Below are 24,800 nucleotides of genomic sequence, written 5' to 3'. Positions count from 1 at the left end.
GTGGCTGATGACCTCGTTGTCCGACTCGCAAAACATGGTGGCGCTGGTGCAAGGTTCGGTGGCCCTGCCGATCATGATATTTTCGCTGCTTGCGGGGGTGTTTGCGGACAATTTTGACCGGCGTCGGGTGATGCTGCTGGCACAGGGATTCATGTTTGTGGTGTCGGTGATCCTGACGTTCATGGCGTTCGAGGGTTGGCTTTCGCCCTGGCTGCTGCTGGCGTTCACCTTTCTGATCGGCTGCGGCACCGCACTGCACAATCCTTCATGGCAGGCCACCATGGGCGATATCGTCTCGCGCGAGGAACTGGCGTCGGCGGTGTCATTGAACAGCATGGGGTTCAACCTGATGCGCAGCATCGGCCCTGCGGCGGGTGGCGCGATCGTGGCGCTTGCCGGTGCGGCTGCGGCCTTTGCCGTGAATGCCCTGAGCTATGTTGCGATCCTGCTGGCCCTGCTGCGGTGGAAGGCCCCGGTGCGCGACACCAGACTGCCGCGTGAACCGATGGGCAGCGCCTTTTCTGCGGGGCTGCGATATGTGGCGATGTCGCCCAATCTGCTGCGGGTGATCCTGCGCGGGTTCTGGTTTGGTCTGGCGGCCATTGCCCTTTTGGCCCTGTTGCCGGTCGTTGTCCGCGAAACCCTTCAGGCGACAGCATTTGTCTATGGTGTGATGCTGGGGTGTTTCGGCTTGGGTGCCGTGGCCGGTGCCCTGACAAATGCACGTCTGCGCGCGCAGTTCAACAACGAGACCATCGCCCGTGGCGCCTTTGCAGGCTTTGCGCTCAGCTGTGTGGTTCTGGCGCTCAGTGCGCAACCGGTCGTGTCTGGTGTTGCGCTGATGCTGGCGGGGGCGTGCTGGGTGCTGGCGCTGTCGATGTTCAACGTCACCATCCAGTTGTCGACACCGCGCTGGGTCGTGGGACGGGTGATTGCACTGTATCAGACCGGCACGTTCGGTGGCATGGCGGCGGGCAGCCTGATCTGGGGCGCGATGGCCGAACACGCGGGGCCGGAGTACGCGCTGCTGACCGCTTCCGGCCTTCTGGTGATTGGCGCGTTGATCGGTCTGCCTTTGCCGCTCCCAGAATTCAGCGGGCTGGATCTGGACCCATTGAACCGTTTCAAGGAACCCTCGACGCGGTTCGATCTGAGCTATCGCAGCGGACCGGTCATGGTCATGGTCGATTACGAGATCGCCCAGGAGGACGTGCCCGAGTTTCTGGCGGCGATGAGCCTGCGCCGCCGCGTGCGCATTCGGGATGGCGCACAGCAATGGGCCTTGCTGCGGGACCTGCACCAGCCCGATCACTGGAGCGAAAGCTATCATGTGCCAACCTGGGGCGAATATGTACGGCATAACGAACGCCGTACCAACGCTGACGCCGCGCTGTCCGACCGTATCCGGCGGTTGCATCGCGGTTCTCAGGACCCCGCCGTGCATCGGATGATCGAACGCCAGGCGGTGCCGCTGCGCGATGACATGCTGCAAAAGCAAGAGTGAGGGCGGCGTGCCCCGCCCAGGGTCGAGCTTGCAGGACAAATTGTCCCACGACTTAAACTCGGATTGAAACCTGCGGACAGCTTGTCCATTTGCACCTGAATTCTGTGCGGTGGGTCTGGTGTCGGACAAAATGTCCTGACACTCTGCGCGGGAATACGGTTGGGCGCGCCCATCCACGAGGGGGAGGGGGCCAGTCTCGCATGGTCGATTTATGGAGCGGTCTGGCGCAAGCCTTCTGGCTGGTCGTGACGCTGGACGCCGAGCTGGTCGAGATCGCGCTGCGGTCGCTGCGGGTGACGCTAAGCGCGCTGGCCGTGGCCTGTGTCATTGCCCTGCCGCTGGCCGCCTTTGTCGCGGTGAAACGGTTCCGTGCGCGGCGGTTTGTCATTGCCATTCTGAACGCGCTGATGGGTCTGCCGCCGGTGGTGGTGGGGCTGATCGTTTACGTGTTCCTGTCGCGGTCCGGCCCGTTCGGGGTGATGGGGCTGTTGTTCACGCCCACCGCGATGATCATCGCCCAGACCATCATCATCGTGCCGCTGATCGCGTCGATTGCGCACCAGTCGATCCGCGATCTTTGGCAGGAGTATCATGATCTTCTGATTTCAATGAACGTCACGCAGGGGCAAAAGATCCGCACGCTTCTGTGGGATTGCCGCCGCGCCCTGCTGACCGCCGCGCTGGCCGGATTTGGCCGTGCGATTGGCGAGGTTGGCGCGATCATGATTGTCGGCGGCAACATCGACCACGCGACGCGGGTGCTGACCACGGCGATTGCGCTGGAAACCGGCAAGGGCGAATTCGCGCTGGCGCTGGCCCTGGGGTTTGTACTGATCGGGCTGGCGATCACGGTCAATCTGGCGATCCACTGGCTGGGTAGGACCGAACGCGAGGGGGGCTGGTGATGCAACTGTTCCCGATGACGGCCAAGGGCATCGAAAGCCGCAGGCGCGGGCAGGTTCTGGTGGGGCCGATCGACCTGACGCTGGACGGGCAAGGGGCCTGTGTGGTGGTCGGGCCGAACGGCGCCGGCAAGACCACGCTATTGCGGCTGCTGCACGGCACCGCGCGGCTGTCGGCGGGGCAGATCAATTGGGCCTGTCCCACGGACGAGGCGCGCCATCATCAGGGATTTGTGTTTCAGCGGCCGGTGATGCTGCGCCGCACGGTGATGCAGAACCTGATTTATCCGTTGCGCCTGCGCGGGGTGCCTTTGGCGCAAGCCCGCGACCGTGCGCGCGACTGGGCCGCGCGGGTGGGGTTGGAGGCGATGCTGGACCGTGCCGCACCGGTTCTGTCGGGCGGCGAGCAGCAAAAGCTGGCGCTGGCGCGGGCGTTGATCTCAGAGCCTAAGGTGCTGTTTCTTGACGAACCCTGCGCCGCGTTGGATGGCCGCGCCACCCGCGAGATCGAGGAAATTCTGACACATGCGAAATCTGCCGGTACGCGGTTGATCCTGTCCACCCACGACATGGGGCAGGCGCGGCGGCTGGCGGACCAGGTGCTGTTCCTGCTGGGCGGGCGCATCCATGAAAGCGGCCCGGCAGAGACATTTTTCAACCGGCCCGAAACGCCACAGGCACGGGCCTTTCTAAGAGGAGACATAGTCGAATGATGAAACGGTTTGCACTTACGCTGGCGGCGCTGGCCATCGGCACCGCCGCACAGGCGGCGGATGTGATGAAAATGGCGGTGACGACGTCGTTCAACAACTCGGGGCTGGCCGATGTTCTGCTGCCCGAGATCAAAAAGGACCTGGATCTGGATGTTCAACTGCTGGTCGTCGGCACCGGTCAGGCGATCAAGCTGGGCGAGGCGGGCGACGTTGACGCCATTCTGGTCCACTCGCGCAAGGCCGAAGAGGCCTTTGTTGATGGTGGGTTCGGGACACATCGCACCGAGATTATGTACAATGATTTCGTGTTCATCGGCCCCAAGGCCGACCCCGCAGGGATCAAGGACGCGGATGACGCCGCCGCCGCATTGACGGCAATTGCCGAGGCCAAGGCCCCCTTTGTCAGCCGTGGCGATGACAGTGGGACGCATAAGAAAGAGCTGTCGCTGTGGGCCGCCGCGGGTTTGGACCCCGCAGGTTTTGACGACTGGTACAAGGCCGTGGGTGCTGGCATGGGTGCCGCGCTGAACACCGCGTCGGGCATTCCGGCCTATATCATGTCGGACCGCGCAAGCTGGCTGAACTTTGGCAACAAGGGCGATCTGGAACTGCTGTATGCAGGCGATCCGGTGCTGTTCAACCAATACGCCTATTTGCCCGTGAACCCTGAAAAGCATGACCACGTGAAAACCGAACTGGTCGACAAGCTTGAGGCATGGCTGGTGTCCGAACGTGCCGCGACGTTGATCAACGATTACAAGATCAACGGCGAAACGCTGTTCGTGTTCAACGCCAAGGCGGCGGAATAACCCCGCATCAGTGACACATCGCGCCCCTGTAACGGGGGCGCGTTATTCCGGCAGGTCGCCGTGAATGGCGAATTGTTCCAGCCCGGCATCCTGCGGCTGGATCACGCGAAAGCTTTCGCGCACCCCTGCATCGGTCAGTTCGCGCGCCACGGTCAGCAGGGTGTTGGCGTCGTGGTCGGCGCACATGTCCATCATCTGCGCCAGTTCCTCGGCGGCGACGGGGCGGGCGGCGTTCACGTCCGGCGCGCCGTAGTAGGTGACGAAATGCTGCGCCAGCATCTCGGTCAGGGTGGTGATTTCGGACGGCTCCACTTGCGTCACCGCGACGAATGTCACGCGGCCAAAGGTTTCCAGCCCTAGCCAGCCGTTGGCAAAGGCCTGTCGCGCCTTGCCGGTCAGGTCGCCGTCGGTCCAGTCCGAAAACTCGAAGCCGCCCGACACGCACCACTCCCCCGTCCGCGCGGGGCTGGAAAACACGTTGCGGTCGCTTTCGTCAAAGTGGATCGCGCGGGCAAGTTTGCGCAGGTCGGGCTGGGTCACGGGCTGGGCTCCAATATGGCGGTCAGCGGGATCAGGTGGGTGGTGTCGGCGTCGCGCAAGAGCAGGCCAAAGCGTTCGTCGACGCCAAGGTACGTGCCGGTTTTGCCGTCTTGGGTGGTTTCTTCGCCGATGCCGTAGGCCAGCCCGCGCCATTCGCTGTGCAGGGGGGCCACGCCCTCGCCGTCCCAGCGGTTGATCCAGTGCAGGCTGTGGCGGGCCCATGCCTCGACCAATGCGGGCGGGGACACTTCGGAGCAGCCTTCGGCATAAAGCGCGGTTTGATCCGGGCGCAGGCCGGTTTCGGCAAGGTCGGGATCGTCCAGCGGGTACAGCGGCAGGGTGAACCCCACGACCAGCCAGTCGGGCACCGCGTCGGGGTCGGTGGTGGAGGCGATGCAGCGGAACCGCCCGCAAGCCGCGTTGTTGATGCGAATGCCGCCGTCCCAATCCAGATGCACGGCGATTTCAGGCGGGGCCAGCGCGCCCAAGGCGTTCTGAAAGCCGATGCCGCACAGCGGCAGCATCGCCATGGCGTCGCGCAAAGGCACCTCGGGGGCAAAGACCAATGCCGCCTGCACCACGTGACCGGCCAGCGCATAGACCACCAGCCCCGCGTCACAGCCCATCGCCGCGCGCATGGCGGCGTGTTCGAACGCATCCGTGGCCACAGGTTCCCCCCACAGCAGCGGCGGAAAGGTCAGCGTGTCGGTCATGCGTGGCCGCCGTCGATCAGCGCCTTGGCGATGGCCTGAAAGCTGGCCGCCTGTGCGCTGTCGGGCTGGCTGACGGTGATCGGCGCGCCGCCGTCCGAGGCAAGGCGGATTTGCAGGTCCAGCGGCACCTCGGCCAGCAGGGGCACGCCCATCTTGGCCGCTTCCGCCGCCACGCCACCGTGGCCGAACACGTGTTCCTCGTGGCCGCAGTTGGTGCAGATGTGGGTGGACATATTCTCGATCATGCCGAGGATCGGCACCTTGAGCTGGTTGAACATATCAATGCCCTTGCGCGCGTCCAGCAGCGCCACATCCTGCGGGGTCGAGACGATGATCGCGCCGTCCACCTGTGCCTTTTGCGCCAGCGTCATCTGCACGTCGCCGGTGCCGGGGGGCAGGTCGACAATCAGCACGTCCAGCGCGCCCCATTGCACCTGTGTCATCATCTGTTGCAGCGCGCCCATCAGCATCGGGCCGCGCCAGACCACCGCCTGATCCTCGTTGGTCATCAGGCCGATGGACATCATCGTAACACCGTGGTTGCGCATCGGCAGGATCGTCTTGCCATCGGGCGAGGCGGGCCGCCCCGACACGCCCAGCATCCGCGGCTGGCTGGGGCCGTAAACATCGGCATCCAGCAGGCCGACGCGCCGCCCCTGTTGCGCCAGCGCACAGGCCAGGTTGGCGGAGACGGTGGATTTGCCCACCCCGCCCTTGCCCGAGGCGACGGCCAGAATACGGTCGATGCCGGGGATTTTCTGCGGGCCGCTGGGTTCGGCGGCGCGTTGCGGTTTCAGGTCGGGCGGCGGGGCCTTTTCGCTGTGGCCGGTCAGCACGATGGACACTTTGCCGATGCCATCGACCTGCGCCAGCGCGGCCTCGGCCTGCGCTTTGGCTTGCGCGTAGGCGTCGGCCAGTGCGGGCGGGATTTCCATGACGAAACGCACCGCGCCGGTGGCATCGACGTTCAGGGCGCGCATCACGCCGCTGGCGACGATGTCGGTGTCGGTTGCCGGATCATTGACGGTCTTGAGCGCGGTCAGAACCGCCTCTCTGCTGGCTGCCACGGCCTATTCCTGTTCTGCGTCTGGTGCGGTGATGGTGCCGGAAACTTCGTGGGTCAGGCCCAGTTCAGGGATGGTGATCACGGCCTTGACGGGCACCGACTGGCCTGCGACGGCACCCTCGCGCATGGCCTTTTCGATGGCCTGCTGCGAGGTCACGCCGACCTGTTTGAGAAACTTGCGCATCGACATGTTGAAGTCATCGCTCATGGGGGTGGCTCCTTGTGTTCGGGCGGATCAGTGATCGCGCCGCTTGCTGAGGTAATCGTCGGTGGTGCGGGGGCGGGGGCGTTCATTGCCTGCCAGCGGGTTGTTGGCGCTGTGATACTGCGCATTGATCCGGCAATCATCACACATCTGGATCATCCGCAACTTGCCCTCGTCCGCGAACATGGAATGGTTGCGCAGTTTGTCGGTGATCCGGTCGATGGTGGATTTGACGCCAAAGAGCGTGCCGCATTCGACGCAAGGGAACGGCTCTTCCTGATGCAGCACACGTTGCTCCAGTGCAGCACCGGTCAGGTTCAGTTGCGGGGCAAGGGTGATCGCATCTTCAGGGCAGATGTTGGCGCACAACCCGCATTGCAAACAGGCGTCTTCCTGAAAGCGCAGTTGCGGCAGGTCGGGGTTGTCGCCCAATGCGCCCGAGGGGCACAGCGACACGCAGGACAGGCACAGGGTGCAGGCGTCACTGTCGACCACGACGGCCCCATAAGGCGCACCGGCGGGCAGCGGCAAAACGTCAGTGTCGGGGTGCAGGGCGCGGGCCGCCTGACGGGTGATCTGGCGGCGGGTGCCCATGGGGCGCACAGGGCTGGTGACGGGGGCGGGGGCCGTGCCGTCATACAGCGTGTCAGACATGGCGTCAGGGTCGGGCGTGTCGATCAACTTCACACGGTCGGTGCCAGCGATGGCGCGGGCCAGTGCAATCTGCGTTTCAATCGCGTCGCGGTCGGCCTTTGGCCCCAATAACAAGCTGACGTCGGCGAAACCGGCGGCTAGCGCTGCCAGCGCTTCGGCATGACCAAAAGCCGCCAGCGCGGGCAGGGCCATGGGGATCACATCGGCGGGCAAGCCGCGTCCGTGGCGGGCCGACAGGCGGATCATTTCGGCACCTTGGGTGTCGTCATGCACCATCAGGCGCGGCGCTGTGCCACCCGCATCCAGATAGGCGCGCGCGAGTGTCTGCACCCGCAGCATGGTGAAATCCACCGGCGGCGCGTCATAGCTGATGGCACCGGAGGGGCAGGCGGCAGAGCACGCGCCGCAGCCTGCGCAGATCATGGGATCAACGCTCACATGGTCACCGTCGGGGGTGATCGCGCCGGTGGGGCACAGGTCCAGACAATTGGTGCACGCGGTTTGCCCCGCGCGGCTGTGGGCGCAGAGCAGCGGTTCGGTGCGCACATAGAGCGGTTGTTCAAACGTGCCCACCAGATGCGTTGCGGCGAGCACGGCGGCGGCGACGGCAGGCGGGTGGGCCGGATCGGCGCGCAGGTAGCCCTCGCGTTTCTCATGGGCGGGGAACAGCGGCTGCTGCGCGCCACGCAGGTCCAGGATGACATCGCAGTGGCTGATTGCGCCGTCCTGGGGTGCGGTGAAGGTCAGATCGCCTCGTCCACCCGGCACGACCTGGCGCAGGGCGTCGATGGTGACTTCGAAGTGCCCCAGCGCGCCTTTGGCCTTGCGCAGGGTGCCGCCGATCACGTCGAATTCGCGGCTGTCGGGCAGGGGTTCTGACGGGTCGGTCAGCAGAGTAACGGCAAGATGGTCTTTCAACTGGTGGGCGGCCTGCAACGTGGCCTCGCCCTTGCCCATGATCAGGCACAGCCCTTCGGATGTGACATCCAGCGACTTCTCCAACGGCGCATTCAGCAGCGCCTCGGACGCGAGGGCGGACATTTTGGGCAGTTTCGACGCGGGGTCATCGGACCATCCGGCCCGGTCCCGCAGGTCTAGAAGGGGCGGCGGTGTGACCCCCAGTTCCTCGGCCAGTTCGGTAAAGACGCGCGATTCCTGGGTGCAGCAGAAAATTGCATCACCGGCGGTCAATGCGGCGGCGGCACGGTCGATCTGGCGGGTGCACAGGGCCGAACAGGGGGGCGTGACCGCATGGCCAAGGGTCTGTGACAGCGCATCGGAGTCGATGCTTTGCGAGCCCTCACAATCACATGTTATCAACGTCTTTGCCATGGTTTTCCCCTTGCTGGACACGCCGTTTCGGGCGGTTCGCGGACGGCGATCAGGCCCCAAGCTAGACGGCTTTCTGCCCCGCCCACAACCGCAATTCTGCGGTGGCACGGGCGCAGGGGTGGCCGTCCGGCGATGCCGCACAGCAGCATTCGCAACAGGTGATTCGGTTTCGGGCACCGCGTCTTTTTCCTATTAAAACAGTCGGGTTAGACAATTCGTCCGACAGCGGCCGTTTGCTCTCGCGGGACTGCCCAACTTGTCTGGAGAACCGGGTTTTTTGGCCCGGTTCATGGTTAAGGCTTTGCACCGGCCCTGGCCCGCGAAAGGATAGAAGTTGGAGGAGCGTCTTGATCTACAACCCGAAAATGTACCGGACTTTGCCTGTGGGCGTCGTGTTGCGGCGATCCCCCGGTGTGACCCGTTGGGCCAAGTGGAGCTGGAAGGCGACCGCAGTGTTGCCCGGTGCCACGGATGCCGATTGGCGCGCGTTGCGCCGTGAGGGTGAGATCACCGAATACCACGCCGCCACCGTCCCGCTGGAACTGCATGGGGCCGAGACCGAAGCCTATGTACACGGGCTGGGGGCCGAAGTGCCTTGCGTCTATGTGGTGATGCGCCCGATTGCCGGGGCGGTCGAGCGTCCGTTCGAGGTGCTTCTGGTCACCGCCTCGCCCTATGAAGCGCAGGATTATTGCGACAGCGCCGAGGAAGTCGTCGAAAAGGTTGCCATGCCGCAGGGGCTGGAAGCCTGGGTGCGCGATTTTGTCGATCAATTCCACCAGGACGAGGTCTTTGTAAAACGCCGCCGCGACAAGCAGCGGGTGGACCAGCAGCAGGACGGTATCGGTGATCCGCGCATTCACACCAGCGCCGATGTTTATGCCTCACCCACGTTGAAACGCAGGCGGATGATATGAGCGGGTTCTGGGATCGTCGCCGCGCCGCTGTTGCCGCCGAGGCCGAGGCGAACGCGCAGAGTGCCGTCGCCGCCGCGCAGGCGGAAGAACAGGCGCAGCTTGAGGCGCGCGATGATGCGGAGCTGTTGGAGGAACTGGGCCTGCCGTCGCCGGACAATCTGGTGGATGGCGCGCAGTTGCGGGAATTTCTGAAAGCGCAATTGCCGCAACGGCTGAAAACGCGGGCCCTGCGGGGGTTCTGGCGTAGCAACCCGGTTCTGGCCTGTCTGGACGGGCTGAACGATTACGATGACGATTACACGCTGGCCTCGACCGCCGGTCAGACGGTCAACACTCTGTATCAGGTGGGCAAGGGCATGGTGCAGCCGATTGCGGATATGCTTGAGGACGACGCGCCGGAGGCGGAAGTGATTTTGGCGCAGACCACGGATGTGGACGTGCCGGAACCCCAGGTGGCGGACATCGATACCGCACCGGCCTGTGACAACGACAATACCGAAGACACCACCGAAGACGATGCGGAGCTGACCGCGCACGCGCCGACATTCCGTCGGATGCGGTTTCAATTTGCAGCGGCACAAGACCCAGAAGGCACAGGCGCATGAACCAGATGACCGGCACACAAATTCCCGAAGAAGACCGCCTGCGGGCGGACCTGTATAACTTTATCGGGCTTATCCTGTCCGGCCCGCCGGATCGGATGTTGCTGGACCAATGCGCGGGCCTGAACGGCGACGACAGCGCGTTGGGACAGGGGATTGCGACGCTGGCGAAACTGGCACGGCTGACCAAGCCTGCGACGGTCGAAGCTGAGTTCAACCGCCTGTTCATCGGGCTGGGGCGGGGTGAACTGCTGCCCTACGCCAGCTATTACCTGACCGGCTTCCTGAACGAAAAGCCGCTGGCGCTGCTGCGTCAGGACATGGCGGCGCGCGGGTTGGCGCGGGCGGACAACGTGTTCGAACCCGAAGACAATATCGCGTCGCTGATGGAGATGATGGGGGCAATGATTGCGGGCCGGTTTGGCGCGCCTGCCACGCTGGAGCAGCAAAAAACGTTCTTTAACAAGCATATCGCGCCTTGGGCGGCGCATTTCTTTGCCGATCTGGAAGGGGCCAAGAATTCGGTCTTTTACGCCCCTGTGGGCAAGATCGGCCGCGCCTTCATGGAGGTTGAAGCGGAGGCCTTTCGGCTGAGCGGCACCTGAAACGCAAACCATGCGGGCCTGCGGCCCGCGAAACCAGACGAACCAAAGGGAGGTAAACGATGACCAAACACTCCGACGCACCCGACGTCCGCAAGGACAGGCGCGCGTTCCTGAAATTCGCAAGCACGGCGGCACCGCTGGCTGCAGTGGCGGTGGCCACCGGCACGACCGAGGCGCAGGCCGCCCCCGTCGAGGCAGACCTGTCATCGGACAAGATGCAGGACACCGCACACACCCGCGCTTACTACGCCAGCGCGCGGTTCTAGGCCGAGGCCCAAAACGACGAAACCGCACGGCCCGATCCCGGACCCTGCAACACCGGCAAGAAGCGACTGGTTGCGTGACGCCCGACTGCGACTTGCCATCCATTAGCCACCAGATGCGGGCCAAGACCCGCGTTCAGGGAGTGAAGATATGTTGAGGAAAAAGACCAACGGGGTTGCGCGACGCCCCCAGCGGACAAGTATCCTGTCTGACGTGGCCCGGTCCAAGATTGACCGCCGTGCGTTTTTGCGCGGTTCAGGGCTGGCGATTGGCGGTCTGGCCGCCATTGCAGCGACAGGCGGCACCGTTCAGCAGGCCAATGCCGCGACAGCTGCGGCGACGGGCGCGATTGAAATCAAGAAATCCGTTTGCACCCACTGTTCGGTGGGCTGCACGGTGATTGCAGAGGTTTCGGGCGGTGTCTGGGTCGGGCAGGAACCCGGCTGGGACAGCCCGTTCAACCTGGGCGCCCACTGCGCCAAGGGCGCATCGGTGCGTGAACACGCCCACGGCGAACGCCGCCTGAAGTATCCGATGAAGAAAGTCGGAGGCGAATGGCAGCGCATCAGCTGGGAACAGGCGATCAACGAGATCGGTGACAAGATGACGTCGATCAGGGACACATCCGGCCCTGACAGCGTCTATTGGCTGGGCTCGGCCAAGCATTCGAATGAACAGGCCTATCTGTTCCGCAAGTTTGCGGCCTATTGGGGCACCAACAACGTCGATCACCAGGCGCGTATCTGCCACTCGACCACTGTTGCGGGTGTTGCGAACACATGGGGCTACGGCGCCATGACCAACAGCTATAACGACATCCACAATTCCAAGGCGATCTTCATCATCGGCGGCAACCCCGCCGAGGCGCATCCTGTGTCGCTTCAGCACCTGCTGAAGGCCAAGGAACAGAACAACGCGCCGCTGATCGTCTGCGACCCGCGTTTTACCCGCACGGCGGCCCATGCGGACGAGTTCGTGCGCTTCCGGCCCGGTTCGGACGTGGCGCTGGTCTGGGGCATTCTGTACCATATCTTTGACAATGGCTGGGAGGATCAGGAGTTCATCCGCACACGTGTCTGGGGCATGGACGAGATCCGCAAAGAGGTGGCCAACTGGACACCGGACGAGGTCGAGCGTGTGACAGGTGTGCCCGAGGCACAGTTGAAACGCGTGGCGCGCACGCTGGCCAACAACCGTCCCGGCACCGTGATCTGGTGCATGGGTGGCACGCAGCACACCAACGGCAACAACAACACCCGCGCCTATTGCATCCTACAGCTTGCGCTGGGGAACATGGGCACCGCCGGTGGTGGCACCAACATTTTCCGGGGCCACGACAACGTGCAGGGCGCGACCGATCTGGGCGTGCTGGCCGACACATTGCCGGGCTATTACGGTCTGTCCGCCGGATCATGGGCCCACTGGGCGCGTGTCTGGGAGGAAGATCTGGACTGGCTCAAGGGTCGGTTCGACACGATCAAGGGCGCCGATGGCAAGGACAAGGATATGATGGGGCTGACGGGTATTCCCGTTTCGCGCTGGATTGACGGTGTTCTTGAAGCGCGCGAAAACCTTGAACAGCCCGACAACACCAAAGCGATGGTGCTGTGGGGTCACGCGCCCAACTCGCAGACCCGTCAGAAGGAAATGAAGACCGCGATGGAAAAGCTCGACCTGCTGGTCGTGGTTGACCCATACCCGACCGTTTCCGCCGTTCTGCACGACCGCACCGACAATACCTATCTGTTGCCTGCGTCGACGCAGTTCGAAACATCCGGTTCTGTCACCGCGTCCAACCGGTCGCTGCAATGGCGGGAAAAGGTGGTTGATCCGCTGTTTGAATCGCTGCCGGATCAAACGATCCTCTACAAGTTCGCCGCCAAGTTCGGTTTTGCGGATCGCATGTTCCGCAACATTGAGGTGAACGGAGAGGAACCGCTGGTCGAGGATCTGACCCGCGAGTTCAATCGCGGCATGTGGACCATCGGCTATACCGGGCAAAGCCCCGAGCGGCTGAAAATGCACATGGCCAACCAGCACACCTTTGACAAGACCACGCTGCGGGCTGTTGGCGGCCCTGCGGACGGGGATTTCTATGGCCTGCCGTGGCCCAGCTGGGGCACGCCGGAGATGAACCACCCCGGCACGGCCAACCTGTACGATATGTCGATGCCGGTGGCCGAAGGTGGTTTGACCTTCCGCGCCCGGTTCGGTGTGGAACGCGACGGTGACAATCTGCTGGCAGAAGGCGTCTATTCTGTCGGGTCCGAAATTCAGGATGGTTATCCTGAGTTCACCATGCAGATGCTGATTGACCTGGGTTGGGACGGCGATCTGACGGCGGATGAACGCAAGTCCATCGAAATGGTCGCAGGCTATGAGCGGCCCGAAAACGCGGACGACGGCACCGAAGAGGTCGGCGAAACCTCGCAACAGGGTGACGTGCCATCGGATTATGTCGAGGCAGTTGGCGGCGTGAACTGGAAGACCGACCTGTCGGGCGGCATCCAGCGGGTGGCGATTGCCCACGGCTGTGCGCCCTTCGGCAATGCCAAGGCACGCTGCGTGGTCTGGACCTTCCCCGATCCCGTACCGCTGCACCGCGAGCCGCTGTACACCAACCGTCGCGATCTGGTCGAGGACTATCCGACCTATGAGGACAAATCGTTCTGGCGGGTGCCGACGCTCTATGCGTCAATCCAGAAAAACGACTTTTCCAAAGAGTTCCCGATTATCCTGACCTCCGGCCGTCTGGTCGAATACGAGGGCGGCGGGGACGAGACGCGGTCGAACCCGTGGCTGGCCGAGCTTCAGCAGACCATGTTCATCGAGATCAACACGCGCGACGCCAACAATCTGGGCGTGCGTGACGGGACCGATGTGTGGGTCGAAGGGCCGGAAGGCGGGCGGATCAAGGTGCAGGCCATGGTCACCGAACGGGTCGGCGAGGGCGTTGCCTTTATGCCGTTCCACTTTGGTGGCCACATGGAAGGCGTCAGCCTGCGGGACAAATATCCCGACGGTGCCGATCCGATCGTGCTGGGGGAAAGCACCAACACCGTGCAGACCTACGGCTATGACTCCGTCACCCAGATGCAAGAGACCAAAGCGACTCTTTGCAAAATCATGCCCGCGTAAGGAGACAAGAGAATGGCTAGATCAAAATTTCTCTGCGATGCCGAACGCTGCATCGAATGCAACGCCTGTGTCACGGCCTGCAAGAACGAGCACGAGGTGCCCTGGGGCATCAACCGCCGTCGGGTGGTGACCATTCAGGACGGCAAGCCGGGCGAACGCTCGATCTCGGTCGCCTGTATGCACTGTTCGGACGCGCCGTGCATGGCCGTCTGCCCCGTGGACTGCTTTTACCAGACCGACGAAGGTGTGGTTCTGCACTCGAAGGATCTGTGCATCGGCTGTGGTTACTGTTTCTACGCGTGCCCCTTTGGCGCGCCGCAGTATCCGCAGGCGGGCAACTTTGGATCGCGCGGCAAGATGGACAAGTGTACCTTCTGCGCCGGTGGTCCCGAGGAGAACAACTCGCAGGCCGAGTTCCAGAAGTACGGGCGCAATCGGATTGCAGAGGGCAAATTGCCGATCTGTGCCGAAATGTGTTCGACCAAGGCCCTGTTGGCCGGGGACGGCGACATGGTGTCGGACATCTACCGCGAACGTGTGGTGGCCCGTGGCTTTGGCTCTGGCGCCTGGGGTTGGGGCACGGCCTACGACCAGAAGGGTCAGTAACCCGGCGGCACGGGCCATGCGCCCGTGCCGATGACAGGTCCGGCGGCCCATTGTGGCGGGCCGCCGCTTCACCCTACTTCATGCGGGGGATTTTCCCATGCTGCGCCTTCTGATGGCATTCATTATTCTTGCGATGCTGGCTGTGCCCGGTGTCGCCACTGCGCAAGACGTGCGCCCGCCGGAAAACGCGGTGAACACAGAAACGCCGCGTGCCGCGACCGGCGGGGCGCAGACGCTGGACGACGTGTTGCGCCGCGAACAAGGGCTTGAGGTTGACGACAGTTTCAGGCGCGACAACATTGGCGGCGACGCGGGGACTGCGCTTGGGCTTGGTCCCCTGGGCGGCACATCGGATGCCGAACAATGGCGCGCGCTGCGCTATAATGAGGCCGACGTCACCGTGACCACCATGGACAAACGCGGCAAGGTTCTGGTGCAGGATGGCGGCATGTGGTGGCTGGAGGTGCGGCGCGGGCCGCTGCCCACCTATGGCGGCTGGTTGCTGCTGGGCACGCTGGCGGTTCTGGCGGTGTTCTTCCTGTTGCGCGGTCGCGTGCGGGTCGAGGACGGGATGTCGGGGCGCACCGTGACCCGGTTCAAGGCGATTGAACGCTTTGCCCACTGGATGCTGGCGGGGTCGTTTATCCTGCTGGCGATCACGGGGCTGTTGTCGTTGTTCGGGCGCAAGGTGTTGATCCCTGCCTTTGGTCACGGGTTCAACTCGGTCCTGCTGACCGGGACAAAGTTCATTCACGACAATGTCTCCTGGGCGTTCATGATTGCGCTGGTGATGGTGTTCGTGATGTGGGTCTGGCACAATCTGCCCGACCGCACCGACCTGACATGGTTCCGCTATGGCGGGGGCATCATCGGCAAGAAACACCCGCCTGCGAAAAAGTTCAACGCGGGGCAAAAGCTGATCTTCTGGTCGGTGATTGTGCTGGGGGCCTCGGTTTCCGTGTCGGGCCTGTCGATGCTTTTTCCCTATGATTTGCCGCTGTTCGGGCACAGCTTTGCGCTGCTGAACGACACCGGCCTGCCGCAAGCGGTTGGCTTTGGCACCTTGCCCGTCGATCTGGCCCCGCAGGAAGAGATGCAATATGCGCAGCTTTGGCACGCGATCATCGGCTTTGTCATGATCGCGATCATCTTCGGCCACATCTATATCGGGACGCTGGGCATGGAAGGCGCCTATGATGCAATGGGCAGCGGCGAGGTTGACGTGAACTGGGCTGAACAGCACCATTCGATCTGGCTGGAAAAAGTCGAACAGAAAGAGCACCGGAGCCCGGCAGAATGACTTGCCGCACCATAGGAGACAGGCCATGAAGATCATGTTTGCAGGCTTTGCCGGGGTTCTTGTGATCGGCGTTGTGGCCTATTTCGGCCTGCACGAGATGGGCTTTTCCTCGCAACAGGTCTATTCCAGTGACAACGTACGGCTGGACTGACACGAGGGAAACTCATGGCAGGTGACGAATACGGCGGCACGCTTGCGGGCGCGTCGGTTCTTGTGATCGACGACGAACCGGGCATGCGAAACTTTCTGGTCAAGATGCTCGAACCCCGCGTCAAGCGGGTGGCGCAGGCCGCGTCGCCCGCCGAAGCGACGCGGATGCTGGACAAGGCGCGTTTCGATGTTGTCGTGCTGGACAACGTCATGCCGGGCAAGACCGGTCTGGAATGGGTCACCGAACAGCGCCGCAAGGGGTTCTATGCCGACACCATCCTGATCACCGCCTATGCCGATCTGGAAACCGCCATTGCTGCACTGCGGGCAGGGGTCAGTGATTTTATTCTCAAACCCTTCCGCACCAACCAGATATTGGGCGCGGTGTCGCGCACGCTGGATCGCAAGAACCTGCGCCGCGACAACACCTTGTTGCGGCGCGAGCTGGGTGCCGGATCGACGGTGCGGATGCTGGGCAAATCGCCTGCGCTGACCGCGGTGCGCGACCTGCTGAAACGGCTGGCCCCGCTGCCGACGCCGGTGCTGTTCACCGGGGCCAGCGGCACCGGCAAGGAACTGGCGGCGCGGCAGTTGCACCAGATGTCGCCGCGCGCCGACAAGGCGTTCGTGGCGGTGAACTGTGCCGCGATTGCGCCCGACCGGATCGTGCCCGAGCTGTTCGGTTCGGTCGAAGGAGACGCGACGCTGAAACCCGGCCTGCTGTTGCTGGCCGATGGCGGCACGCTGTTTCTGGACGAAGTGGCGCAAATGCCCGAACCGCTGCAAGCGGCGTTCCTGCGGGTGCTGGAGGATCAGCGCATTCGCCCGCAGGGGGCCGAACGTGAAATCCCGCTGGATCTGCGGTTTCTTTTCGCCACCAATGCCGATCTGGAACAGGCGGTGGCGCAGGGGCGGTTCCGCGCTGACCTCTATCACCGCATCAACGTGATGAAGATCGAGATGCCGCCGCTCAAGGACCGCTCGGAAGATATCGTTGAACTGGCAGCGCTGTTCATGGAGCAGTTTTCGACCGCTTTGGGCATGCCCGCGCTGCGGCTGGACGACGACACATTGTTGAAACTGCGCCGCTACGATTGGCCGGGCAACGTGCGCGAACTGCGCAATCTGATCGAACGCTCGGTAATCCTGGGGTTCTTCCCCGATGAGTTCTCGGGAAAAGGATCGGTCGCGGGGGCGCGTGCCATCGAGGATCTGGATCTGGTGGTGCAACGCCACATGCTGCACATGCTGGACCTGTGCAACGGCAACCGCGCCGAGGCCGCGCGCCGTTTGGGTGTGTCGCGCAAGACAATTGATCGCAAGTTGCAAGCCTGGGGTGAGGGCACGTCAGATTAGATAACCGAGGGCAGCATCTTGGTATCCCTTATGACCGGTGATCAGATCTTGACCTGTGCAGCGGCCATGGTCCTGGGCCCTGCGCAAGAGTCGCAACCGCTGCTTCAGCGCCGCATGGTCGCTTTCGATGCGGTTGTTCAGATGTTTAAGATCAACATGACGGATCGCGCCATCCGGTCCGACGTATACTCTATTCCCGATCAGCAGCAGAGAGCAGCTAAACTCTCGCGGAAACCTGTCCAGGGTTTGGGCAATTGCCCAAGAGATCAGACCGGCTCGACCGTTTTCCTGGCATCTGCAGAGGCACGGAGTTCCACCTGAACTGGCAGATTGTCAATCAGCCGCACCCCGTTTAACCAAGCGGCCACAAACAGGCGGCCGGGGCGGCTCGCTGCCGCCATCGGCTGCAAGTCGGGATCGCTGCGCAGCTCGAAGTAATCCACAGCATCAAAGCCTGCGGCCATCAGGGCTTGGCTGGCGGTGGTCAGCGCCTGCGCGACGTTGCCGCCCTGGCGGATCGTACTGGCCGCGCTCTCTAGCACGCGCCCGATCACGGGAGCCATCTCACGGGCCGCCGCGCCAAGCCGCAGATTGCGCGAAGACATGGCAAGACCGTCGTCTTCACGGACGGTAGGGCAGGCGACAATCTCGGTTTTCAAGTCAAGATCAGCGACGACGCGACGGACCACCTGAAGTTGCTGATAGTCCTTCTCTCCGAAGAACGTGCAATCCGCGTCGGTCTGTAGCAGCAGCTTGGTCACCACGGTCGCCACGCCGTCAAAATGTCCGGGCCGGTCGTCGCCACACAGCCCATCGCTGACACCGGACACGGAAATCGTCGTGGAAAATCCGGTAGGGTAGATCTCCTCAGCCTCGGGCACATAGAGCACGTCAATATCAAGCGGCCCGAGCATGCGGGCGTCATTGTCTTCGGTTTTGGGATATTTTGCGAGGTCTTCGGGGTTGTTGAACTGACGCGGATTCACGAAGATCGTCACGATCACGCGGTCGGCCCGGCTGCGGGCGGCCTTGACCAGGCTAAGGTGCCCATCATGCAGGGCACCCATCGTCAGAACAACGCCAATTGTTTCCCCCGCCCGGTGCCAGCTTTTGGTCAGGTCACGCAACTCGGATTTACGGCGGATTATTCTCATGGGGCGGTTCCTTGGTCAGTGAATACGTGCTCGGCGGCGGGAAAGCTACGCGCGCGCACTTCGGCGGCATAGGTCGCAATGGCAACAGAGGCATCAGCGGCCAAATGGGCATAGCGTTTGACAAACTTCGGCTTGAAGGCGTCGAAGAGGCCCAGCATATCGTCGATCACAAGGATCTGGCCGTCGCAACCCGGTGACGCGCCGATACCGACCGTTGGGATGGGAACCTGGGCCGTAATGTCGTCGGCCAAGGCGGCGGGCACCTTTTCCAGAACCACAGAAAACGCACCGGCATCGGCTACGGCTTTGGCATCTTCTTGAATACGTGCCGCATCTGTCCCACGGCCTTGTACCTTATATCCTCCGATCGCGTTCACGGCCTGCGGGGTCAGCCCGATATGTGCCATCACGGGGATGCCGCGCTCGGTCAGGAACCGGATCGTATCGGCCATGTGCCGTCCGCCTTCGAGCTTGACTGCTCCGGCACCAGTGTCTGCCATCAGTTTTGCGGCGTTGCGAAAAGCCTGCGCCGGGCTTTCCTCGTAGCTGCCAAAGGGCATGTCGATCACCATCAGTGCCCGTTCGGTGCCCCGTGACACCGCACGCCCGTGCAATGTCATCATTTCCATTGTCACGTCGAGGGTTGAGGTCAGACCGTGCAGCACCATCCCCACACTGTCGCCCACCAAGACCAGATCGCAGTGTTCATCCGCGAGTTTTGCCACCGGTGTGGTATAGGCGGTCAAACAAACCAAGGGCATTGTCCCTTTGCGGGCAAGAATATCGGCGGCGTTCAACGCCTTGTTCTGTGCAGGTCGGCTCATTTGGATTCTCTAAGGTTACGTTAGGTCAATCGCCTAAGGAGTTCAGGGGCATTTTGCAAGTGCAGCGTAATATTATTGCGCTAACACTGTCTAATTTTGTCAGATTAGAAGTCCAGTCCGATATCAAGGGTTTGAGCGGAATGTGTCAGCGCGCCTGATGAGATGTAATCCACGCCCGTCGCCGCGACCTCTGCAATGCGGTCGATGCGCATGTTGCCCGAGGCTTCCAACACCAGCCGCCCATCTGTCATTGCCACCGCTTCACGCAGGGCGGGGGTGTCCATATTGTCCAGCAACACGACATCCGCGCCGCCTTCGTTCAATACCTCTTCTAACTGCTCCAGCCGGTCGACTTCAATTTCGGTTCTGATCATATGCGATGCTTTGGCCTTCACAGCTTGCAACACCGATCGGATACTGCCTGCTGCTGCAATATGGTTGTCCTTGATCATGATCGCATCCGAGAGGGAAAAACGGTGATTGAACCCGCCACCGTGCAGCACGGCCTGCTTTTCGACCAGCCGTAAACCTGGCGTGGTTTTGCGGGTGCAGGTGATGCGCGTTATGGTGCCTTTTGCCTGTGCCACAAAGCCGGCGGTCAATGTGGCGATACCCGAAAGACGCCCGGCAAAGTTCAGGGCCACCCGCTCCGCCGAGAGGATTGATGCGGCGCGGCCTTCGACCTCCATCAGCACATCACCTGACGCGATACTGTCGCCGTCGCTCTTGTGGGCCGTGACCTTCAGATCCGCGTCAATCAACCGGAACGCCAGCGCCGCAATCTGTAGGCCTGACACCACACCGTCAGCGCGTGCATTCAAGCGCGCGGCATAGCGTGTATCGGCGGGGATCACCGTGCGCGTGGTGATGTCGCCATAGGTGCCAAGGTCTTCCATCAGTGCGGCGCGGACCAAAGGTTCAAGGATCAGGTCGGGCAGGGGGGCATGTGTCATGTGGTCTCCAGTCGCGCATGAGCGCGCGCATCGGTGAGGGTGAGGAAAGACCGCGTGCCGGTTGCGCCGTTACTTTCGGGATGGTCGGACCGGAAATGCGCGCCACGGCTTTCGCGACGGTTTAGCGCGGCGGCAGTAATTAATGTTGCGGTAGCGGTCATATTTGCCAGCGCAACGGAGTCGGGCTGTGTTGCCTCAATCTGGCCGATGTCCCCAAGGGTGTTCTGCAGCCCTTGCGCGGTGCGAATTACGCCTGCGCCATTGGTCATCGTGTGGCGTAGCTGGGCCACAAGGTCAGCGCGCGGCAGCGCGTCGGCGGGCATGTCTGGCAAACAAACCGCCGCTTGATGCTCCGTTACGGGGCCCAATGCGGCGTCAATATCCTTTGCGCAGCGTCGCCCATAGACCAATGCTTCGAGCAGACCGTTGGAAGCCAGCCGGTTTGCGCCGTGCAATCCGGTCGACGCGACTTCCCCACAAGCCCAAAGGCCCTCCAACGATGCCCTTCCCGCCGCATCGGTCGCAACACCACCCATGTGGTAGTGTGCCGCTGCTGCCACCGGTATCGGAGAGACCAGCGGGTTCAGCCCTGCCTTTTGGCATGCGGCTGCAACAGCGGGAAAATCGCGTAACAGACGTGTGCCCAAGGCCCTGCGCGTGTCCAGCGCCGGGGCCAGACCTGCCTGGGTTTGGGCAAAGACCGCACGGGCCACGATGTCGCGCGGGGCAAGCTCTGCATCGGGATGGGCGTCTTGCATGAACCGGACGCCGTGGCGGTTGATCAGGATGGCTCCCTCGCCTCTCAGGGCCTCGGTGGCCAATGGTGCGGGGTCGAGACCGCAGTTGATAGCTGTGGGGTGAAACTGCACGAATTCGGCATCGGCGATGACCGCGCCTGCCCGTGCGGCCATGCCAATCACCTGCCCGCGCACAGGAGGCGGATTGGTTGTCAGCGCATAGAGCCCGCCGGACCCACCCCCCGCCAGCAATACAGCAGCGCCGCGGATCAGACAGGGCGCAGACAGACCGTTTGTGCAGTTTGCGACCGTGACGCCGCACACTGCCCCGTTCAACGTCTCAAGGCTGGTGGCCATTACCCCTTCGAGGACTTGGATATGTTCGGCCTCGCGCACCTGTGCGGTGAGTGCGCGCATGATTTCGGCCCCGGCCTGATCACCTCTAACCCGCACCACACGGGCAAAGGAATGCGCCGCCTCGCGAGACATCACGTATTCGCCTTCGGGCGTTCGGTCGAAGGGGGTACCAAGTTCTGTGAGGTCCAGAATATGTGCCCGTGCTTCATTGGTGACAGCTTGCGCCACCTGCGCATCCACCGTGCCTGCACCGGCTTGTACCGTATCGCGCGCATGGGCCGCGGCACTGTCTGCCGGGTCCATCGCCGCGGCCACGCCCCCCTGTGCCCAGGCAGAGGATGCGCCTTTTCCCAGTGGTTCTGGCGAGATCATCAATACCGGGCGCGGTGCCAGCGTCAGTGCGGCATAATGCGCTGCCAGTCCCGCGCCGACGATGATGACGCGACCCGTGTCGATACGCTTCATGCGATCAGCAGGCCAACTGCCGTGACAAATCAATCATGCGCTGCACGGCGACGCGCGCTTTATCTGCCACGGCCGCATCCACTTCGACCGCCCCCTGCATCGTATGCAGCGACCAGAGCACTTTCTCCAATGTGATCTTTTTCATGTAGGGGCACATGTTGCAGGGCCCCACAAAGTCTACGTCCGGAAGGCTGTCGGAAATATTGGAGGCCATTGAACACTCGGTCACCAACATTGCTTTCGCGGGGCGCTCACGTTCAACATAGGCGATGATGCCACTGGTTGATCCGGAGAAATCAGCAGCATCAACGACGTCCGGCGGGCATTCTGGATGCGCGATGATACGCGTGTCGGGGTTGTACGTGCGGAAGTCATTCAGGTCTTGCGCGGTGAAGCGTTCATGCACGATGCATGCGCCATCCCACCAGACAATGCGTTTGTTTGGCACCTGTCTGGCGACGTTCTGGGCCAGATATTTGTCAGGTGTCATAATTACCGTATCGCTTTGCTGTGCCGCGACGATCTGCGCGGCGTTGGATGAGGTGCAACAAATGTCTGATGCGGCTTTCACCTCCGCTGTGGTGTTCACATAGGTGACGACAGGCGCACCGGGATATTTAGCGCGCATCTGCGCGATGCCTTCTGCGGTGATGCTTTCGGCCAGCGAACAGCCTGCTTCCATATCGGGGATCAAAACGGTCTTGGACGGGTTCAGTATTTTCGACGTTTCGGCCATGAAATGCACACCGCATTGCACGATCACCTCCGCCTCGACCTTTGTCGCCTCAATTGCGAGTTGCAGGCTGTCGCCCACAACGTCGGCAATGCCGTGGTAGATCTCTGGCGTCATGTAGTTGTGTGCCAGGATCACCGCATTGCGCTGTTTCTTAAGCTTGTTGATCGCCACCACATAGGGCGCAAATATTGCCCAGTCGGGCGGCGAGATCACGCGTTCCATCCTGCTATATATCTCGGGATGTGCCGCTGCCAGTTCAGGGGACGGGGCAAGATCGTAGTGATCGGCAAGTTCGGTGCGCAGCGCGGTCTGATCAAGCAAGTGCTAAATATCCTCGGGTTATTACTGTCCATTCTGGATGGAACCGTCGAGCCGGCAACCTGGAGATTTCCGGTGGAGGGATGTTTAGGGGGCGGGTGACGTCAGGGCAAGCCGGTTGTCATACCTGCCCCGAATGATCCGGTGCTTGATTGTTCTGACACCAGCGCTTTGGACGTTCAGGCGGTTTTTTGCGGGGTTTGTTGCGCTTGCCTCTGGAAAGCTGGAAGCCAAAAGATGTATTCGCCGCAAGACGCCTTCCCTCACCTTCATCCAAGGATAAAAATTTGATCCGGCACATCGTCTTTTTCACAGCTAAATCCGAACGCGACCTTGGGGAAATTCTAGAGGGGCTTTCGATCCTGAAAAAGATCCCCCATGCCATTAAATTGGACGTGACGGCGAACCGAAAGTCCGACCCTATCAGCCAGGAAGTTGACGTGGTCGTCTACGGCGAATTCGAGGATTCCGCGGCACTCGATGCCTACAAGGGGCATGAGATCTATCAAGAATCCATCCGTCGGGTGCGGCCATTGCGCGAACTGAGATTTGCTGCGGATTTCGAAGCGTAAAAGTGTGAGCGATACTTGAGCCGCGACTCCTAATATAAAACAATGAGTTATCTAGTAGGATTCGCACTTCAAAGTAGCGCGCACCCGGCTACAGCATTGAATCCTATAAGCATAGTTATGTAATAATCGCCCTTCAGACCGCACTGATGTCAAATCCGGTTCCGAATAGTGCCGCCCGATCAATCGGCACGCCGGCAAGACGTTTGCGCGCCTGCATGTGGGTCTTGGCGTTGTTTACAGTCTCCACCGCAGAAAGCCTGTCACCGGCAAAGCGCCAGATCGTTCCGTCCGCGCCTGCCAGCGCCTCGTCGTCGGGTGCGGCAAGACCGGCAATCTGCAGTTTCGCATCAGCCTGATCAGACCAGAACCACGGCACCGCCGCATAGGGATCGCGCGACTTGCCTGTAATCCGGCGTGAGATGAGCCGGGCATGATCGGTTGCGGCCTGAACGCTTTCCAAACGGACGGGCTGTCCGGTGTTCGGGTTTGGAAATACCGCGCAATCGCCAAGCGCCGAGATTGCTGGATCGTTGGTCAGAAGAAAAGCATCAACCACGATGCCATTTTCCACCGGCAGACCTGCCACCTTGGCCAGATGTGTGTTTGGTCTGACGCCTGCGGCAAGGAGCACGACATCGGCCCCGATTGCTGAACCGTCCTGCAAGGTGATGCCGTCTTCAGTGACATCTGTCACCGGGGCGTTGAGGTGCAGGGTCGTGCCCAAATCGCGGTGCAGTGCGTGGAACCTTTCTGACATCGCGGGGGATACCGCCCGCGCCATCAGACGCGGCGCGGCTTCCGCGATTGTCACATCATGGCCCAGCCCCGCTGCGACCGCCGCGAACTCCAGTCCGATGAAACCGCCGCCGATCACGGCACAGCGTTTTGGCCGATCAAGTGCCGCCCGCAGTCTGGACGCATCCTGAAGCGTGCGCAGGTCCAGCGCCCGGTCGAGGCCCGGAATCGGCGGGCGCAGGTTGCGGGTGCCGGTGGCAAGGATCAGGTGGTCGTAGGGAAATACCCTGTCGCCCGCCATCACGGTCTGCGCGTTGCGGTCGATGTGGTCGACCCACAGACCACCGATCAGGTCGATACCCGCCTTTGCGAAAAACGAGGCGGGCCGCAGACGCAGCGCCCCTGCATCGCCGGTCTTGAGGTAGGCCTTGGAGAGCGGCGGGCGCTGGTACGGCAGCCCTTCCTCCCCGCCGATCAGGGTGATGCGGCCGGTAAACCCGTCCTGCCGCAAGGATATGGCAGCCTGAAGCCCGCCCTGCCCGGCACCGACAATGACGATATTGTCCATGGAAA

26 protein-coding genes are annotated in these 24,800 nt (G+C 62.3%); 14 read left to right on the top strand and 12 right to left on the bottom strand.

Annotated features, from left to right (window positions below):
* From A8B82_RS11900 to A8B82_RS11885, 4 genes are all read left to right on the top strand, one after another.
* Positions 1-1,504: MFS transporter (locus tag A8B82_RS11900; protein WP_201120788.1), on the top strand; the 1,504-nt coding region annotated here is incomplete at its 5' end.
* A 200-nt stretch (positions 1,505-1,704) separates the two neighbouring features.
* Complete coding sequence (locus A8B82_RS11895) at positions 1,705-2,409, top strand: ABC transporter permease (protein WP_067292495.1); 705 nt, start codon at positions 1,705-1,707, stop codon at positions 2,407-2,409.
* Positions 2,409-3,119 carry an ATP-binding cassette domain-containing protein gene (locus A8B82_RS11890; protein WP_067292492.1) on the top strand — a complete coding sequence of 237 codons (711 nt, stop codon included), beginning with the start codon at positions 2,409-2,411 and terminating at the stop codon, positions 3,117-3,119. Before A8B82_RS11895 ends, A8B82_RS11890 begins: the two co-directional genes overlap by 1 nt.
* Positions 3,119-3,928 (top strand): substrate-binding domain-containing protein, encoded by an 810-nt coding sequence (locus A8B82_RS11885; RefSeq protein ID WP_067292557.1) that lies wholly within the window; start codon positions 3,119-3,121, stop codon positions 3,926-3,928. Before A8B82_RS11890 ends, A8B82_RS11885 begins: the two co-directional genes overlap by 1 nt.
* 42 nt (positions 3,929-3,970) lie before the next feature.
* On the opposite strand, the gene A8B82_RS11880 is transcribed toward A8B82_RS11885, so the two are convergent.
* From A8B82_RS11880 to A8B82_RS11860, 5 genes are read right to left on the bottom strand one after another with little or no spacing between them, the layout of a single operon-like run.
* Positions 3,971-4,468, bottom strand: a complete 498-nt coding sequence (locus tag A8B82_RS11880) for a DUF6505 family protein (RefSeq protein ID WP_067292490.1) — start codon at positions 4,466-4,468, stop codon at positions 3,971-3,973.
* Positions 4,465-5,181: a biotin/lipoate--protein ligase family protein gene (locus tag A8B82_RS11875; protein ID WP_067292488.1), complete on the bottom strand. Its 717-nt coding sequence runs from the start codon at positions 5,179-5,181 to the stop codon at positions 4,465-4,467. The genes A8B82_RS11880 and A8B82_RS11875 overlap by 4 nt, the downstream gene beginning before the upstream one ends.
* Positions 5,178-6,248 carry an Mrp/NBP35 family ATP-binding protein gene (locus tag A8B82_RS11870; RefSeq protein ID WP_067292486.1) on the bottom strand — a complete coding sequence of 357 codons (1,071 nt, stop codon included), beginning with the start codon at positions 6,246-6,248 and terminating at the stop codon, positions 5,178-5,180. The genes A8B82_RS11875 and A8B82_RS11870 overlap by 4 nt, the downstream gene beginning before the upstream one ends.
* 3 nt (positions 6,249-6,251) lie before the next feature.
* Entirely contained in the window at positions 6,252-6,455 is a 204-nt protein-coding gene (locus A8B82_RS11865) for a DUF6494 family protein (RefSeq protein ID WP_067292484.1), read from the bottom strand.
* Positions 6,456-6,482: 27 nt separating this feature from the next.
* The gene (locus tag A8B82_RS11860; RefSeq protein ID WP_067292482.1) at positions 6,483-8,438 is read right to left on the bottom strand and encodes a 4Fe-4S binding protein; all 1,956 of its coding nucleotides are present in this window, start codon (positions 8,436-8,438) and stop codon (positions 6,483-6,485) included.
* Between the two features lie 377 nt (positions 8,439-8,815).
* Between A8B82_RS11860 and A8B82_RS11855 the strand changes: the two genes are divergently transcribed.
* From A8B82_RS11855 to A8B82_RS11820, 9 genes are all read left to right on the top strand, one after another.
* Entirely contained in the window at positions 8,816-9,355 is a 540-nt protein-coding gene (locus A8B82_RS11855; RefSeq protein ID WP_067292555.1) for a DUF3305 domain-containing protein, read from the top strand.
* Positions 9,352-9,960 carry a DUF3306 domain-containing protein gene (locus A8B82_RS11850; protein WP_067292479.1) on the top strand — a complete coding sequence of 203 codons (609 nt, stop codon included), beginning with the start codon at positions 9,352-9,354 and terminating at the stop codon, positions 9,958-9,960. The genes A8B82_RS11855 and A8B82_RS11850 overlap by 4 nt, the downstream gene beginning before the upstream one ends.
* Complete coding sequence (locus A8B82_RS11845) at positions 9,957-10,562, top strand: TorD/DmsD family molecular chaperone (RefSeq protein ID WP_067292476.1); 606 nt, start codon at positions 9,957-9,959, stop codon at positions 10,560-10,562. Before A8B82_RS11850 ends, A8B82_RS11845 begins: the two co-directional genes overlap by 4 nt.
* Positions 10,563-10,621: 59 nt before the next feature.
* On the top strand, positions 10,622-10,828 hold the full coding sequence (locus A8B82_RS11840) for a twin-arginine translocation pathway signal protein (RefSeq protein WP_067292473.1): 207 nt from the start codon (positions 10,622-10,624) through the stop codon (positions 10,826-10,828).
* A 148-nt stretch (positions 10,829-10,976) separates the two neighbouring features.
* Positions 10,977-13,964, top strand: coding sequence for a formate dehydrogenase subunit alpha (locus A8B82_RS11835; protein ID WP_067292471.1), 2,988 nt, complete (start codon positions 10,977-10,979; stop codon positions 13,962-13,964).
* A 12-nt stretch (positions 13,965-13,976) separates the two neighbouring features.
* The gene (gene fdh3B / locus A8B82_RS11830) at positions 13,977-14,570 is read left to right on the top strand and encodes a formate dehydrogenase FDH3 subunit beta (RefSeq protein ID WP_067292469.1); all 594 of its coding nucleotides are present in this window, start codon (positions 13,977-13,979) and stop codon (positions 14,568-14,570) included.
* Positions 14,571-14,667: 97 nt separating this feature from the next.
* Positions 14,668-15,870, top strand: coding sequence for a formate dehydrogenase subunit gamma (locus A8B82_RS11825; RefSeq protein WP_067292467.1), 1,203 nt, complete (start codon positions 14,668-14,670; stop codon positions 15,868-15,870).
* 25 nt (positions 15,871-15,895) lie between these two features.
* A complete protein-coding gene (locus A8B82_RS24675; RefSeq protein WP_268873810.1) occupies positions 15,896-16,021 on the top strand; it encodes a hypothetical protein in 126 nt (41 codons plus the stop codon).
* Positions 16,022-16,035: 14 nt separating this feature from the next.
* Positions 16,036-17,376 carry a sigma-54-dependent transcriptional regulator gene (locus tag A8B82_RS11820; protein WP_067292464.1) on the top strand — a complete coding sequence of 447 codons (1,341 nt, stop codon included), beginning with the start codon at positions 16,036-16,038 and terminating at the stop codon, positions 17,374-17,376.
* Here the strand turns inward: A8B82_RS11820 and A8B82_RS24810 are convergent.
* The 6 genes from A8B82_RS24810 to nadA form a co-directional block, all read right to left on the bottom strand.
* Complete coding sequence (locus A8B82_RS24810) at positions 17,368-17,541, bottom strand: DDE-type integrase/transposase/recombinase (protein WP_443069340.1); 174 nt, start codon at positions 17,539-17,541, stop codon at positions 17,368-17,370. The two genes, A8B82_RS11820 and A8B82_RS24810, sit on opposite strands and share 9 nt — an antisense overlap.
* 101 nt (positions 17,542-17,642) lie before the next feature.
* Complete coding sequence (gene panC, locus A8B82_RS11815; protein WP_067292462.1) at positions 17,643-18,530, bottom strand: pantoate--beta-alanine ligase; 888 nt, start codon at positions 18,528-18,530, stop codon at positions 17,643-17,645.
* Positions 18,527-19,354: a 3-methyl-2-oxobutanoate hydroxymethyltransferase gene (gene panB / locus A8B82_RS11810; RefSeq protein ID WP_067292460.1), complete on the bottom strand. Its 828-nt coding sequence runs from the start codon at positions 19,352-19,354 to the stop codon at positions 18,527-18,529. Before panB ends, panC begins: the two co-directional genes overlap by 4 nt.
* A 104-nt stretch (positions 19,355-19,458) precedes the next feature.
* Positions 19,459-20,307, bottom strand: a complete 849-nt coding sequence (nadC, locus tag A8B82_RS11805; RefSeq protein ID WP_067292457.1) for a carboxylating nicotinate-nucleotide diphosphorylase — start codon at positions 20,305-20,307, stop codon at positions 19,459-19,461.
* On the bottom strand, positions 20,304-21,866 hold the full coding sequence (locus tag A8B82_RS11800) for an L-aspartate oxidase (RefSeq protein ID WP_067292455.1): 1,563 nt from the start codon (positions 21,864-21,866) through the stop codon (positions 20,304-20,306). Before A8B82_RS11800 ends, nadC begins: the two co-directional genes overlap by 4 nt.
* 4 nt (positions 21,867-21,870) lie before the next feature.
* Positions 21,871-22,923, bottom strand: coding sequence for a quinolinate synthase NadA (gene nadA / locus A8B82_RS11795; RefSeq protein ID WP_067292452.1), 1,053 nt, complete (start codon positions 22,921-22,923; stop codon positions 21,871-21,873).
* A gap of 284 nt (positions 22,924-23,207) precedes the next feature.
* Here nadA and A8B82_RS11790 point away from each other — a divergent pair, with 284 nt between their 5' ends.
* Positions 23,208-23,492: a Dabb family protein gene (locus A8B82_RS11790; protein ID WP_067292450.1), complete on the top strand. Its 285-nt coding sequence runs from the start codon at positions 23,208-23,210 to the stop codon at positions 23,490-23,492.
* A 133-nt stretch (positions 23,493-23,625) separates the two neighbouring features.
* Here the strand turns inward: A8B82_RS11790 and A8B82_RS11785 are convergent, their stop codons facing one another.
* Positions 23,626-24,795: an NAD(P)/FAD-dependent oxidoreductase gene (locus A8B82_RS11785; protein ID WP_067292447.1), complete on the bottom strand. Its 1,170-nt coding sequence runs from the start codon at positions 24,793-24,795 to the stop codon at positions 23,626-23,628.
* Between the last annotated feature and the right edge of the window lie 5 nt (positions 24,796-24,800).

This window comes from Sulfitobacter sp. EhC04, assembly GCF_001650875.1.
GTDB lineage: Bacteria > Pseudomonadota > Alphaproteobacteria > Rhodobacterales > Rhodobacteraceae > Sulfitobacter.
The sequence above is the reverse complement of the archived record's forward strand: the minus strand, read 5'-3'. Positions and strand labels throughout refer to the sequence as shown.

What these genes read in the sequence shown, in the direction of transcription:
- A8B82_RS11860 (WP_067292482.1), bottom strand. Translation starts at nt 8,438, where the DNA reads ATGGCAAAGACGTTGATAACATGTGATTGTGAGGGCTCGCAAAGCATC.
- A8B82_RS11825 (WP_067292467.1), top strand. Translation starts at nt 14,668, where the DNA reads ATGCTGCGCCTTCTGATGGCATTCATTATTCTTGCGATGCTGGCTGTG.
- A8B82_RS11850 (WP_067292479.1), top strand. Translation starts at nt 9,352, where the DNA reads ATGAGCGGGTTCTGGGATCGTCGCCGCGCCGCTGTTGCCGCCGAGGCC.
- A8B82_RS11785 (WP_067292447.1), bottom strand. Translation starts at nt 24,795, where the DNA reads ATGGACAATATCGTCATTGTCGGTGCCGGGCAGGGCGGGCTTCAGGCT.
- panB (WP_067292460.1), bottom strand. Translation starts at nt 19,354, where the DNA reads ATGAGCCGACCTGCACAGAACAAGGCGTTGAACGCCGCCGATATTCTT.
- A8B82_RS11835 (WP_067292471.1), top strand. Translation starts at nt 10,977, where the DNA reads ATGTTGAGGAAAAAGACCAACGGGGTTGCGCGACGCCCCCAGCGGACA.
- fdh3B (WP_067292469.1), top strand. Translation starts at nt 13,977, where the DNA reads ATGGCTAGATCAAAATTTCTCTGCGATGCCGAACGCTGCATCGAATGC.
- nadC (WP_067292457.1), bottom strand. Translation starts at nt 20,307, where the DNA reads ATGACACATGCCCCCCTGCCCGACCTGATCCTTGAACCTTTGGTCCGC.
- A8B82_RS24675 (WP_268873810.1), top strand. Translation starts at nt 15,896, where the DNA reads ATGAAGATCATGTTTGCAGGCTTTGCCGGGGTTCTTGTGATCGGCGTT.
- A8B82_RS11800 (WP_067292455.1), bottom strand. Translation starts at nt 21,866, where the DNA reads ATGAAGCGTATCGACACGGGTCGCGTCATCATCGTCGGCGCGGGACTG.
- A8B82_RS11885 (WP_067292557.1), top strand. Translation starts at nt 3,119, where the DNA reads ATGAAACGGTTTGCACTTACGCTGGCGGCGCTGGCCATCGGCACCGCC.
- A8B82_RS11895 (WP_067292495.1), top strand. Translation starts at nt 1,705, where the DNA reads ATGGTCGATTTATGGAGCGGTCTGGCGCAAGCCTTCTGGCTGGTCGTG.
- A8B82_RS11865 (WP_067292484.1), bottom strand. Translation starts at nt 6,455, where the DNA reads ATGAGCGATGACTTCAACATGTCGATGCGCAAGTTTCTCAAACAGGTC.
- A8B82_RS11845 (WP_067292476.1), top strand. Translation starts at nt 9,957, where the DNA reads ATGAACCAGATGACCGGCACACAAATTCCCGAAGAAGACCGCCTGCGG.
- A8B82_RS11875 (WP_067292488.1), bottom strand. Translation starts at nt 5,181, where the DNA reads ATGACCGACACGCTGACCTTTCCGCCGCTGCTGTGGGGGGAACCTGTG.
- panC (WP_067292462.1), bottom strand. Translation starts at nt 18,530, where the DNA reads ATGAGAATAATCCGCCGTAAATCCGAGTTGCGTGACCTGACCAAAAGC.
- A8B82_RS11890 (WP_067292492.1), top strand. Translation starts at nt 2,409, where the DNA reads ATGCAACTGTTCCCGATGACGGCCAAGGGCATCGAAAGCCGCAGGCGC.
- A8B82_RS11840 (WP_067292473.1), top strand. Translation starts at nt 10,622, where the DNA reads ATGACCAAACACTCCGACGCACCCGACGTCCGCAAGGACAGGCGCGCG.
- A8B82_RS11820 (WP_067292464.1), top strand. Translation starts at nt 16,036, where the DNA reads ATGGCAGGTGACGAATACGGCGGCACGCTTGCGGGCGCGTCGGTTCTT.